This is a genomic window from Rheinheimera riviphila, assembly GCF_004005945.1.
Classification (GTDB): Bacteria; Pseudomonadota; Gammaproteobacteria; order Enterobacterales; family Alteromonadaceae; genus Pararheinheimera; species Pararheinheimera riviphila.
Genome location: NZ_SACS01000022.1, coordinates 29449 through 41879 on the forward strand (window position 1 = coordinate 29449; position 12431 = coordinate 41879).

Genomic DNA, 12431 nt, shown 5'->3' on the forward strand with positions numbered 1-12431 from the left:
ATGAACGATCAACAACAGCAATATAAGCAGCAAGATCAAAGGCAACAAACAGCAGTAGAAAATGCGGTAGCAGCGGGGCAAGTGTGCTCGCATTCAGATGACCGGCATTTTAGCGAAGCACAGGCCAGTGCGCTGGCGGCCGATTTAGATGCGCTGGCCGATAAAACCCGTGCTGAAGTGGGCGTTGCTGATAGTCAATATCTGCTGCGAATATTACAAATCCAGCGGCTAGCGGCGATCAGTGGCCGCATCTTGCTGGTCGCAGGTTTTTGGTCGGCCTGGTGGTGGGTATTTGGCGTGCTGCTGTTGGCGTTGGCGAAAATTCTCGACAACATGGAAATTGGCCACAACGTATTACATGGTCAGTATGATTTTATGAATCATCCGTACCTGAATTCCCGCACTTTTGAGTGGGATATCGCCTGCGATGCTAAATCCTGGCAACGCACCCACAATTTTGAACATCACACCTACACCAATGTCATTGGTAAAGACCGCGATTTTGGCTACGGCCTGTTGCGGCTGAGTGATGATTTTCGCTGGCGGTTGCAAAATAGCTGGCAAATTGTGACCTATTTTATGCTCAGTACGCTGTTTCAGTGGGGCGTGTCGTACCATGAAATGGCGGCAGAACGGGTGTTTTTCGGCCGGAAAAAAGCAGGACGGGTGGCGCAAGTGACGGATGCTGAACTGAAAAAAGCCTTTTTTGGCAAAGGTGGCCGGCAGCTACTGAAAGACTATTTGCTGTTTCCACTGTTAGCAGGTCCAATGTTTTTGCCAGTGTTGTTGGGTAATTTCCTGGCGAATTTACTGCGGAACTGGTGGACGTCGACCATCATCTTTTGTGGCCATTTCACCGCGCAAGTGCATATTTTTAAGCCCGAAGTGTGTGAAAACGAAAGCCGCGGCCATTGGTATTACCGGCAAATGCTGGGCTCGTCGAATTTCAGCGGGCCACATTGGTTTCATATTTTATCCGGACATTTAAGTTGTCAGATTGAACACCATCTGTTTCCGGATTTACCTGCTTATCGTTATTTACAACTAGCGCCACAGGTTGCAGCGATCGCCAACAAACACGGAATTCCATATCACAGTGGCAGTTTTGTCCGGCAGTACCTGAGTGTGCTGCAACGAATTCTGCGTTATTCGGTGCCGGGGAGCCAGCGACAAGTTGCCACCACCTTATAAACATCTGGATATTTAGCAACCACACCTAACCAGTTTGCCGGTAGCAAATCTACCGGCGCAAAAAACCTGATAGAAACTTGATATTTCGGTTTTTCAGTTGATTTTTCACTGGTAGGACTTTCGCAATGTCGCTAGTATCAAGTGCGATGTAAAGCAGCCAGATAGGAAGGTTGGCGATGAATTATTACTCTGGATTTTTATTAGGCTTGATGCTGATTTGTTCAAGTCTGTTTTATGGGTTGGCATTAACCAACAACGACAAAAAATATCAACCGGTGAGTTCTGTGCTCGACGGCACCTGGCGTTTGGTATCAACCCGGGTGCTGACACCTGATGGTAAGTTATTGTCGGAAAAGGATGCAACCCAGTTGCAGTCGATCAAAGTGGTCGCCAATCAGCACTTCAGTTTTGTCAGTAAAACCACGACCGGTGAACTGTTGCAGGCCGCCGCCGGTAGGTTTGAACTGGCGCAAAACCGCTATTCAGAATCGATTGAATTATCGGCCGTTGCACAGGAACAAACACCGCAGCATTATGAATGGCGCTTGGAACAAGGCCTTTGGTATCAGCGCAGTGAAGCTCAGCAGCAGGTTGTGGAGCAGGTTTGGCAGCTGGTAGAAGCAATTTGAAACAACAAGCCGTTCGGACACAATACTAATTTGGAAAATATGCACTAAGCTTGCTTTGGATAGACTAAACCAAGAGGCAGCATATGAAAATTCTAACCCTCCTCTCGTGCATCACGCTGGTTTTATTACAAATTGGTTGTAAGCCAGCGCCTGTACCCCCGTCAGCTCCTGCTGATGCAGCGACCACCCCGGTCACCGAAACCGCTCCGGCACCTACCGCGCAACCTGCGGTCACACCACCTGAACCTGTGGCGCAAGCCTGTGTGTTAAAACTCGGCTTTGAAGCCTGGGAACCCTACCAATATGTCGGTATGGATCAAAAACCAGCGGGTCTTGATATCGAACTGGTGCAAGCAGTTGCCACCAAAATGAATTGTGAAATTACCCCGCAACAGGGCACCTGGGTTGATCTGATTGCCGGTTTAAAAGCCGGAGAAATAGATATGTTGCTTGGCGCTTCGAAAACGGCCGCCCGGGAGGAATACGCATTTTTCTCCGAACCCTACCGTAAAGAGCAGTTTGTACTTTTTGTGCGGGCAGCGGAAGTTGCCGGTCTGCCGCAAAATACCATGACCGATTTTCTGAGCGCAGGTAAAAAGCTTGGCATTGTCAGCGAGTATTATTACGGTGAAGAATTGGCGCAGCTTTATAGTGACGACAAACTCAAAACCAATTTTGTGGAAGCCTCGTTGAGCGAACTGAATCTGGCTCGACTGATCGATGAAGAAATTGACGGTATGCTGGAAGATCGGTTTGTGGCGGCATCGATGCTCAGACGCAAAGGGCTGGACAAAATGGTCAGTCCGCACAGCATCACACTGGGTGACAACGATGTGTATGTCATGTTCAGTAAAACAACGGTCGCTGATACCAAAGTTGGCGCCTTTAATGCCGCGATGGCAGCGATCCGTCAGAACGGCGAATACGACGCTATTATGGCGCGCTATCAGCAGTAGCGAAGGATGCTGGCGGTTGTTGACAACGATGTTGTCAAACGCTGCCAGCGTCTGCTCATTGCGGATCAGATCCCAAACTGCCGTTGCAGGATTTCTGCTGTAAAATTGGCTTTTAGATAAAAGCCACGGGGCAAGGTCTGAATGGGCTGGCCGTCGCTGCCAACAGCTGCGGTCAGTGCTTTGGCATTGGCGGCTTTGGGTCTGAGTTGCAGCACCTTACCGTGCGCGCCGCGGATCTCATTGATACCGCCGAGCACTATCAGCTCCATCAGTTCTTCCCAGTCTTGCTGCAATAAACGTTGTTGCTGCGGATCCGGCTGCCACAAAAAAGCTGAACCTATCACTCGCTCTGCCAATGGCAAACGACGCTCCGCCCACACCGGTACCCACAACACTTGCTGTAACTTGCGGCAAACCCAAGAGTCCTGCCAGCGTTGCAGGCTCAGATCGGTCAGTGCGGCGACACAAACGTAGGTACTTTCCAGTGGTTTGCCGCTGCTGTCGACCGGCAGGGTTTTGAGTTCAATCCCCAGCTGCGGAAAATCCGGCTCCGCTTTGGAACCACTGCTGGCGCCTAATGCCTGCTCCAGCATTTGCCCGACCATGCCTTTATCGCGTTTCAGATCCTGGGGCAAGGTCAGCGCCAAATTGGCGGCTACTTCGCCAAGCGTCAGACCCGCTAATTGCTGGGCGCGGTACATTAATTCAGCAACATTAACCGGGGGCAAAATCATTGGCAGCACCTATGCAATAACTATCGGCAAACTAACATTTTTTTCGGGCTTTGACTGGTTATTTTATCGGCAATCCAACTTATGCACAGTGTGTGCGCCAGTGTAATGAAGGTGATGTTTGCCTAACCTAATGATAAACATCTATAAATTTATAATTCATTGCAGCTGCTAGCCACTGTTTCAAAAGTTATTCATGGATAAGAACAAGGATGTGCACAGTTTTATCTACAACTCCTGTGTAGAAGTGCACAATGGGTGACTGTATATTTACTGAACTGTGGATAACTTTTGCAAACCACTTTTGCAAAGCCACTGCCAAATACCGTTTGCCGTGGCAGCGACTTTGTGAAAGAATCTTTTCACAAGCTGCTGTAAATTAGCTAGAGGTTAGTGTGATCGATGCCGAAGGTTTTCGGGCCAATGTCGGCATAGTGATTTGTAATCACCAGGGACAGGTGTTTTGGGCTCGCAGATATGGACAACATTCCTGGCAATACCCGCAGGGTGGCATAGACGACGGTGAATCACCGGAGCAAGCCATGTATCGTGAGTTAAATGAAGAAGTTGGTTTATCGCCCGCTGATGTAGAAATAGTGGCAGTCACCAAACATTGGCTGAGATATAAACTTCCAAAACGTTTAATTCGTCGCGATTCAAACCCGGTATGTATCGGTCAGAAGCAAAAATGGTTTTTATTGCGTCTGACCTGCAAGGACGAAGATGTTAATCTGCTAAAAACTACACACCCGGAATTTGATGACTGGCGTTGGGTCAGTTATTGGTATCCAGTGCGTCAGGTCGTTGCTTTTAAACGGGAAGTTTACCGTAAAGTAATGAAAGAGTTTGCCCCGGTCGCTTTGCCGTTTATTCGTCGTGAAGTTAAAAAAAGTAATGGGGTGAGGTAACTCACCCTGTGACATCAAGGGGTCGTTATGCTGGGCCAGCTAAGGCGTATTGTACAGGACGTTGCGCAAGAACCATCATTGGCTAATGCTTTGGCCGGTCTGGTCTCGAACGTCAAAAATGCGCTGCAAACCGAGTGTTGTTCGGTTTATCTGGCTGACTATCAACAACAACAATTTATGCTGATGGCCACCGACGGTCTGAATAAAGACGCCATCGGCAAAGTGGCGATTGGCTTTTCCGAAGGTCTGATTGGCTGGGTTGGTCAACGCGAAGAACCGATCAACTTAGCTGCCGCTCATCTACATCCCCGTTTTAAAGTGACTCCCGAAGTCAGTGAAGATTGTTTCTCCGCATTTTTAGGCTGCCCTATTATTCATCACCGTAAAGTGCTGGGCGTGCTGACCATTCAGCAATCGGCGTCGCGGGTGTTTAGTGAAGATGAAGAATCGTTTTTAGTCACCTTAGGCGTGCAACTGGCGTCGGTGCTGGTCAATGCAGAAATGCGGGAACTGGCCAGTCAGAGCTCACCCAAACATGTGCATGTCGGGCAGTTACAAGGTTTAATCGGCGCGCCGGGTATTGCCATTGGTCAAGGGTTTGTGCTGCAACCGGCCAGCGATTTTGATGCTATTTCGCTACAAAAATCGGATGACCCTGAAAAAGAATTATCGCGTTTTTACCGCGCGGTGAAAGTCACCAAAGCCGAGTTTAACCGTCTCGCCGAGCGGATGTCCGGGCATTTGCCCCCCGATGCGCTGGCGATTTTTGATGTGTATCACCAGTTATTAGATGCCGCGAGTTTGGGTAACGAGATTGAAGCGCAAATCGCTGAAGGCTGGTGTGCCAAAAGTTCGCTGAAACGGGTAGTGGAGAAGTTTGCCCGCCAGTTTGACGACATGGACGATGCGTACCTGCGCGAACGTGGTACCGATATCCGCGATTTAGGCCAGCGGGTTCTCAATCATTTACTCGAAACCGAACAACGTCATCACAAATTGCCAGAACACGTGGTATTGGTCGCGGAAAACGTCACGGCCACCATGCTGGCCGAGATCCCTCGGGTGCAGCTTGTCGCGATAGTGTCTTTAAAAGGTTCGGTCAACTCGCATGCCGCTATTATGGCCCGGGCCTTGGGTATTCCGGCGGTGATGGGCGTCGACGAACTACCGCTGATGCAATGGCAAGGCCAGCAACTGATAGTTGATGGTTATCAGGGCAATATTCTGGTGTCACCGGCTGAAGCGATTTGTCATGAATATCGCCAGCTGATGAATAAAGACGCTGAGCTGAATGCCCGTTACCAGGCGGAATTACACTTGCCGGGGCAAAGTGCCTGTGGCGCGCGCTTTAATCTGATGGTGAACTCTGGCCTTGCGATTGAACTTGAAACGACGCAATCGGAATTTACCGATGGCGTTGGTTTATACCGCACTGAATTTCCGTTTATTATTCGTAGCCGTTTTCCAACCGAACAAGAGCAGATTGAACTTTATAGCAAAGTGCTGACCGGTTACCCGGATAAACCGGTGGTGATGCGCACCTTGGATGTCGGTGGTGATAAGCCTTTGCCTTATTTCCCGATTTCTGAAGAAAACCCATTTTTAGGCTGGCGTGGTATTCGGTTAACGCTGGATCATCCGGAAATTTTCCTGGTGCAAATTCGCGCTATGCTCAAAGCGAATATCGGCAATGGCAATTTACATATCTTATTGCCGATGATTTCAGATTTAGCCGAAGTTGATGAGTCGCTGCGTTTGATTAAACAAGCCTGGTTTGAAGTGGACGATGAAGTCAATCAGCAACATGTGGTGCCAAAACCAAAAGTTGGGGTGATGATTGAAGTCCCTTCGATAATGTACCAGTTACCTGAACTCGCACGGAAAGTCGATTTTTGCTCGGTTGGCACCAACGATTTAACCCAATATTTGTTGGCGGTGGATCGCAACAATCCACGGGTTGGCAATTTGTATGATGCGCTGCACCCTTCAGTACTTCGCGCGTTGCACCAGCTCGGGCAACAAACCCATGGCCTGCAATTTCCGGCCAGTATTTGTGGTGAATTGGCTGGTGAACCGATCGGCGTGTTGATCCTGGCGGCGATGGGGTTTAACCGTTTTAGTATGAACCATCGAAACCTGGCGAAAATCAAATGGTTACTGCGTCGGATTGATTTGTCTGAACTGAAGTTATTGTTACCGGAAATTCTGGCTTGTCAGTCGCCAAAACAAGTCCGGCTGCAAGTACAGCGTTTCCTCGATCAAAAACAACTATTAAATCAACTGCGCGCCTAAGCCGCATTCAGCGCAACGTTTATTTATAAGCGTTGCATTGCGATGGTTTTGGCGCTTGAAAAAGTCGGCGCCAGTGTTATTCTGCGACCGCAATCATTCATCCATCGACACAAGGGTAGTGCATGTCTTCCAGCTTTATCGTATTCCCGCAAATTGATCCGGTTATTTTCAGTGTTGGCCCGCTCAGCGTTCGCTGGTACGGGCTGATGTATTTAATCGCCTTTTTAATGGCGAATCTGATTGCCAATCGCGCAGCCGATAAGCCAAATTCCGGCTGGAGTCGCGATCAGGTCAGCGACTTGATGTTTTTTGGCTTTCTCGGCGTGGTGCTGGGCGGGCGTATTGGTTATGTGTTGTTCTATCAGTTTGGGTTGTTTTTAGATGATCCGCTGTATCTGTTTCGGATCTGGGAAGGTGGCATGTCGTTCCACGGCGGAGTGTTGGGCGTGATGACGGCGATGATTTATTTCGCCTGGCGTACCCAGAAAAACTACCTGCAATTGGGTGATTTTGTGGTGATGCTGCTGCCACTGGGTTTAGGTGCTGGCCGGATTGGTAATTTTATCAATGCCGAATTGTGGGGCCGCACCACGGATGTGCCTTGGGCGGTGTTATTCCCAGGCGCCGGTCCATTGCCGCGCCACCCATCACAACTTTATGAATTTGTGCTCGAAGGGTTAGTGTTGTTTGTGCTGCTGTTGTGGTATCGCTCGAAGCAGCCGCCGGCCGGTAATGTCGCTGGTTTATTCCTGGCGGGGTACGGTAGTTTCCGTTTTATCGTGGAGTTTTACCGCGAGCCGGATGCCCACCTTGGCGTGTTATCGCTGGGCATGTCGATGGGGCAGTGGTTATGCCTGCCGATGATTATTTCAGGCGTTGGTTTAATCAGCTGGGGTTATCTGCGTCGTTCACGTGGAGCTTTGATATGAAACAGTATTTAGACTTAATGCGCCATGTGTTGGCCGAAGGTCATCAGAAAACCGATCGCACCGGTACCGGTACCATCAGCGTGTTTGGCTATCAGATGCGCTTTGATTTAAGTCAGGGTTTTCCGCTGGTCACTACTAAAAAATGTCATTTAAAATCAATTATTCATGAGCTGTTGTGGTTTTTGCAAGGCGACACCAATATCGGGTATCTGAAAGCCAATGGCGTGTCGATTTGGGATGAATGGGCCACCGACAGCGGTGAGTTAGGCCCGGTCTACGGAGCTCAGTGGCGCAGTTGGCAAACGCCGGATGGCCAGGTGATTGACCAAATCAGCCAGTTAATTGCCGATATTAAACGCACACCGGATTCGCGCCGGTTGATCGTGAGCGGCTGGAATCCGGCGGTGTTACCGGATACCCGAATGTCACCAAAAGACAATGCTGCTGCCGGTCGTCAGGCGTTGCCACCTTGTCACACCTTGTTCCAGTTTTACGTGAATGATGGCAAATTGTCTTGCCAGCTGTATCAGCGCAGCGCCGACATTTTGCTGGGCGTGCCCTTTAACATCGCCAGTTATGCACTGTTGACGATGATGGTGGCGCAAGTGTGTGAATTAAAGCCTGGTGATTTTGTGCATACCTTTGGTGATGCGCATTTGTATCTAAACCACTTGGAACAGGTACAGCTGCAACTGAGCCGTGAACCTTATCCAATGCCGACGATGAAGATTAATCCGGCGGTCACCGACATTTTCGGTTTTACCTTTGCGGATTTCGAATTGCAGAATTATCAGTCGCATCCGGCGATTAAAGCGCCGATTGCCATTTAATGCAGTGATTTGTCTTAAAACTGTCATGGACCTTTGTCACAACTGTCACAGACATTTTCGATAATAGCTTTACCAGACACGGATTGATGTGAAAGGTAACATTCCTGCGATACCCTGCTTGTCTTGTTTTTAACCGGCTGAATTCAGCCGGTTTTTTTATGTTTAAAATTTTTAAATCAAATTTCTGCAGTTTTTTTTTGCGGCCTTTAAACCATGCCGCTATGGTGTACGACAAACCTTTCAAATCAGTCACAAATCCGGAAGTTTACATCGAATGCAGGATCAGCTCGAAGGCTGGATACAGCAGGCTAAAAATGGTGATCAGAAGAGTTTTTATCTGATATATCATCATTTTAAAGGACGCGTTTTTGCAGTTTGCTTACGATTACTCGCCGACAGAGCACAAGCTGAAGATGCCTGCCAGGAGGCTTTTGTCAGAGTCTGGCAGCAGTTGCCTGGTTTTCGGGGCGATAGTGCATTTTCGACCTGGTTACATACTATCGCCAGCCGTGCTGCGGTGGATTTGTTTCGTAAAAACAAAGTGTCGCGGTTAAATCTGGATGTCGAGGTGCCGGACATCGCATTTGAACACGCACATGCCGATCCGCAATTGGAACAAGCCATTTTACGATTACCGGATCAGGCCAGAGCCGTCTTTGTATTGTTTGCGCTGGAAGGCTATCTGCATCAGGAAATTGCCGGGATGTTGGATATTGCCGAGGGTACCAGCAAGGCACAATATCACCGTGCCCGTCAGCTATTAAGAGGTTGGTTAGATGAAAACTGAACAGGATTTACAACAACGTTTGGCGCAATTGCCCGACAGCATAGAGCCGCCACGTGATTTATGGCCGGAATTGGCTGCCCGGCTGGCGCAGACGCCACAACAAGCACCGGTCGTGATAGCGCCACCGGCCATCAAAGTTCAGACAGGCTGGTGGCTGGCGGCAGCCGCAGCAGTGCTTTTCACGGTCTGGGCGCCGTGGCAACAATCCGGGGATCAGCCCTTTGTGGCACAACAAGATCAGCCGACACAACCAGATCAACAGCAGGTCGCATTGCCAGACCGTGAATTTACGGTCAGCGCCGCGCGGGTCAGAGCAACCAGCGAAACCCAATGGCGGCTAAGTAGCGAATTTGAACAACAACGGGCCTTACAACTGGCACAAATCAACCAGGTGCCGGAGATTTATCAAGATTGGAAACAACAACTGCAGATCTGGAAACAGGCGACCAACCTGGTCCTGCTGGCGTTGCAATATCAACCGGATGAACCCGGATTACTCAGACAGCTGTCTAGATTGCAGCAACAAGAATTGGCTTATTTACAAAAAGTGGTCCTTGCGGATCAGACCTAATCAGGAGAATTACCATGACTTTTACTCAAAAATCGACCATGAAAACATTTACGCCAAAGCGTATCGCGCTGGTATTACTGAGCGTCATTTGTGTGTCGCAGCCGGCTGTTGCCGCTGAACAAATTAACGAACAGCGCGATGTAAAGGCCAATGAAAAAATTTACATTGAGAACATGCGCGGCAATGTCGAAATTAAAGCGGTCAGCAAAAATGTGTTTAGTGTCAAAGGCAAACTGGATGAAAAGGCTGAAGGATTTGAGCTGATTTCCAAAGATGGTTTTACCCGTTTTGAAGTGAAAATGCCACGAACTACTTATAGTGGCTGGAATGACAACGGCGAAAAAGAAGGTTCGATGCTGCAAATTGAAGTGCCGGTCGGCAGTCAGATTGAGTTTAGCGGCGTCAATGCCAATGTCACCGCTACTGGGGTTGAAGGTGGCAGCAAACTGACCACCGTCAACGGCACCATTGTTGCCAAACAGCTCAAAAATGAAGTGAGTCTGGAAACAGTGAATGGTGAAATCGACAGCATTGATAACTCGGGCCGGATCAAACTCAATACCGTCAATGGTGAAATTGATGATAAAGGCTCAAGTGGTCGTTTGTCAGCAGAATCGGTCAATGGCGAAATTACCCTGGAAAGTAAAGCCAGTGAAATTGATGTCTCAGTGGTGAATGGTGAAGCGGATCTGAAACTGGAAGGGACCGAGCGACTGGACTTCAGTGCCGTCAACGGTGAAATTAAAGCTGATTTAAAAGGCAGTCTGGCTCCTCGTATCAACACCAGTACCGTCAGCGGTTCGGCCACGTTAAAACTGGAACCTAAAGTCAGCGCGCGTTTTAAACTGGAGGCCAGTGCCGGTGGGGATATCGACAATAAACTGACGTCACAAAAAGCGGACAAAGCCAAATATGGCCCGCGCCGTAGCCTGGAATTTAGCACCGGCTCTGGCGATGGTAGTATTGATATGTCCACTGTCAGCGGTGATCTGACGGTTGAATCACGTTAAGTAGCAGCAGATGGTTGTTGTGTTGCCGCAACAACCATCGCTATCTATAACTATCTAAAGTTCCAAGCGAAAATTAATAGCGATAATTCAGCTGCATACCCAGAACCTGGGCATGGTTTTTAAACGATGCCTGCAACTGCGATTTATAAATGCGTTGATCGTTGGCATTAAATTCATGCTCGTTAATCGACAGCGCACTCATCCACATGTAACCGTAAGCAAGATCCAACGTCCAGTGGCGATTGATGGTCCAGTTGGCGCCGACAGTCCACCACAGCCGATCGGCCGTCGGTACCCTGGCTGTTTTGTGACTTTGTGAGATCGGATTCTCATCGTATGCAACACCGGTTTTTAGCGTTAAATCCGGCTGGTATTGCCAGGTCAGGCCAAGTGCCGTCGACCAGCTATCACGCCAGTATTCCGGGATGTAACCGATGTAGCCCGGCTTGGCCAGATTTTGCGGTTGGCTGGTTGAAAGTGACAGCGATGGTTTAGCATCGACGCTCACAATTTCAATATTTTTAAAAGCACTCCAACCGGTCCAGTTGACGCTGGCCTGCCAGGACCAGTCGCTGGTCAGTTGTTGATCCAAACTCAGCATTAAGTTTGCCGGCGTGGTCAGGGCCAGCTGGCTTGCTTCGGTGAGTTGCGACTGTGCCGCCAGTTTGCCGGTAGCTTTGTCGATGGCTGGCAGTTGCGGCGCGACCACAATGTAATTGGCTGAACCTGCCACATTGGCGCCGGTGATTGGGGTGTTGCGGATCACCGAATCGCCCTGTAACGTAAACTTCAGCTCTGAGTGGTAGACGATAGCCAGCTTCAGACCCGACATTGGTTGACCATGCAGTCCTAAACTGTAACCCGCGGCGACATCGTCACCTGACACTTCATAATGGCTGTCGCAATAAGCCGCATTGTAGACATCCCGCTGATAAATAGCGTTAATTTTGCTTCCTGTTTCGCACAAGCCATTGTGATCTTTGTATTTGGATAAAGTGCCTTCAGCATGATTCAGGTTCAGACCTAAGCCAATGGACCACTGCGGAGTCAGTTCATAAGACACCGAACCTTGCAGTGCCAGTACCTGAATGGCCGTTTCATCGGCGAAATAGCGGCCGGCCCAATCATGGTCATAGTCGCTCGATAAACCAAAAGGCACATAAAAACCAAAGCCGTAGTGGACGTCGTCGTTTAGTTCATCCGCAAAAAACGCAAAAGGTACCGCTTCAATTAAACTATTTTTACCTGAGCTGCGACCAATCACTGCGGCGCCGTTGGCATTGGCTGCGGCAACATCGCGGTATTGGGTGTCAGCATCGATAATATTCAGGCCGCCGGCCCATTGTGGCCCTTTGAGCTGACTGAGCGCCGCCGGATTTGAGTAGACCAGACTGGCATCGCTGATTTGTGCGCCGCGGCCAGCATAAGCATTACCCATGCTACTGACCGATTGTTCATAAAGTTTATAGCCTTCGGCGTGTGCCAGGCCGGTGTGCAGCAAACAGGCAATCGCCACTGCAATAGACGATGGTTTAAACATAATGCTTCCTGAGGGTTGATAAAATTTGGTCACAGACTGCTGTTATGATTATTGGTC

At 49.3% G+C, this 12431-nt stretch carries 12 protein-coding genes; 10 read left to right on the forward strand and 2 right to left on the reverse strand.

Annotated elements, in window-relative coordinates; genetic code table 11:
* The 3 genes from EOE67_RS16880 to EOE67_RS16890 all read left to right on the forward strand — a co-directional run bounded on the left by EOE67_RS16880 (position 1) and on the right by EOE67_RS16890 (position 2776).
* Positions 1–1191, forward strand: a complete 1191-nt coding sequence (locus tag EOE67_RS16880) for a fatty acid desaturase family protein (protein ID WP_127700506.1) — start codon at positions 1–3, stop codon at positions 1189–1191.
* A gap of 176 nt (positions 1192–1367) precedes the next feature.
* Entirely contained in the window at positions 1368–1820 is a 453-nt protein-coding gene (locus EOE67_RS16885; RefSeq protein WP_127700507.1) for a hypothetical protein, read from the forward strand.
* A gap of 83 nt (positions 1821–1903) precedes the next feature.
* On the forward strand, positions 1904–2776 hold the full coding sequence (locus EOE67_RS16890) for a substrate-binding periplasmic protein (RefSeq protein WP_127700508.1): 873 nt from the start codon (positions 1904–1906) through the stop codon (positions 2774–2776).
* A 65-nt stretch (positions 2777–2841) separates the two neighbouring features.
* Here EOE67_RS16890 and mutH read toward each other — a convergent pair whose 3' ends face one another.
* The gene (mutH, locus tag EOE67_RS16895; RefSeq protein WP_127700509.1) at positions 2842–3510 is read right to left on the reverse strand and encodes a DNA mismatch repair endonuclease MutH; all 669 of its coding nucleotides are present in this window, start codon (positions 3508–3510) and stop codon (positions 2842–2844) included.
* Positions 3511–3902: 392 nt separating this feature from the next.
* Between mutH and rppH the strand changes: the two genes are divergently transcribed.
* From rppH to EOE67_RS16930, 7 genes are all read left to right on the forward strand, one after another.
* Positions 3903–4415, forward strand: a complete 513-nt coding sequence (rppH, locus tag EOE67_RS16900) for an RNA pyrophosphohydrolase (RefSeq protein ID WP_068066364.1) — start codon at positions 3903–3905, stop codon at positions 4413–4415.
* Between the two features lie 27 nt (positions 4416–4442).
* Positions 4443–6707: a phosphoenolpyruvate--protein phosphotransferase gene (gene ptsP, locus EOE67_RS16905; RefSeq protein WP_127700510.1), complete on the forward strand. Its 2265-nt coding sequence runs from the start codon at positions 4443–4445 to the stop codon at positions 6705–6707.
* A 122-nt stretch (positions 6708–6829) separates the two neighbouring features.
* A complete protein-coding gene (lgt, locus tag EOE67_RS16910) occupies positions 6830–7636 on the forward strand; it encodes a prolipoprotein diacylglyceryl transferase (protein ID WP_127700511.1) in 807 nt (268 codons plus the stop codon).
* Positions 7633–8466, forward strand: coding sequence for a thymidylate synthase (locus EOE67_RS16915; protein ID WP_127700512.1), 834 nt, complete (start codon positions 7633–7635; stop codon positions 8464–8466). Before lgt ends, EOE67_RS16915 begins: the two co-directional genes overlap by 4 nt.
* A 274-nt stretch (positions 8467–8740) precedes the next feature.
* Positions 8741–9253, forward strand: coding sequence for an RNA polymerase sigma factor (locus EOE67_RS16920; protein WP_127700513.1), 513 nt, complete (start codon positions 8741–8743; stop codon positions 9251–9253).
* The gene (locus tag EOE67_RS16925; RefSeq protein ID WP_127700514.1) at positions 9243–9824 is read left to right on the forward strand and encodes a hypothetical protein; all 582 of its coding nucleotides are present in this window, start codon (positions 9243–9245) and stop codon (positions 9822–9824) included. Before EOE67_RS16920 ends, EOE67_RS16925 begins: the two co-directional genes overlap by 11 nt.
* A 14-nt stretch (positions 9825–9838) precedes the next feature.
* On the forward strand, positions 9839–10834 hold the full coding sequence (locus EOE67_RS16930; RefSeq protein ID WP_240652857.1) for a DUF4097 family beta strand repeat-containing protein: 996 nt from the start codon (positions 9839–9841) through the stop codon (positions 10832–10834).
* A gap of 73 nt (positions 10835–10907) precedes the next feature.
* Here the strand turns inward: EOE67_RS16930 and EOE67_RS16935 are convergent, their stop codons facing one another.
* A complete protein-coding gene (locus EOE67_RS16935) occupies positions 10908–12374 on the reverse strand; it encodes an OmpP1/FadL family transporter (protein WP_127700515.1) in 1467 nt (488 codons plus the stop codon).
* Between the last annotated feature and the right edge of the window lie 57 nt (positions 12375–12431).

Coding starts and splice junctions, on each gene's coding strand:
- EOE67_RS16880 (WP_127700506.1), top strand. CDS start 1: ATGAACGATCAACAACAGCAATATAAGCAGCAAGATCAAAGGCAACAA.
- EOE67_RS16885 (WP_127700507.1), top strand. CDS start 1,368: ATGAATTATTACTCTGGATTTTTATTAGGCTTGATGCTGATTTGTTCA.
- EOE67_RS16890 (WP_127700508.1), top strand. CDS start 1,904: ATGAAAATTCTAACCCTCCTCTCGTGCATCACGCTGGTTTTATTACAA.
- mutH (WP_127700509.1), bottom strand. CDS start 3,510: ATGATTTTGCCCCCGGTTAATGTTGCTGAATTAATGTACCGCGCCCAG.
- ptsP (WP_127700510.1), top strand. CDS start 4,443: ATGCTGGGCCAGCTAAGGCGTATTGTACAGGACGTTGCGCAAGAACCA.
- lgt (WP_127700511.1), top strand. CDS start 6,830: ATGTCTTCCAGCTTTATCGTATTCCCGCAAATTGATCCGGTTATTTTC.
- EOE67_RS16915 (WP_127700512.1), top strand. CDS start 7,633: ATGAAACAGTATTTAGACTTAATGCGCCATGTGTTGGCCGAAGGTCAT.
- EOE67_RS16920 (WP_127700513.1), top strand. CDS start 8,741: ATGCAGGATCAGCTCGAAGGCTGGATACAGCAGGCTAAAAATGGTGAT.
- EOE67_RS16925 (WP_127700514.1), top strand. CDS start 9,243: ATGAAAACTGAACAGGATTTACAACAACGTTTGGCGCAATTGCCCGAC.
- EOE67_RS16930 (WP_240652857.1), top strand. CDS start 9,839: ATGACTTTTACTCAAAAATCGACCATGAAAACATTTACGCCAAAGCGT.
- EOE67_RS16935 (WP_127700515.1), bottom strand. CDS start 12,374: ATGTTTAAACCATCGTCTATTGCAGTGGCGATTGCCTGTTTGCTGCAC.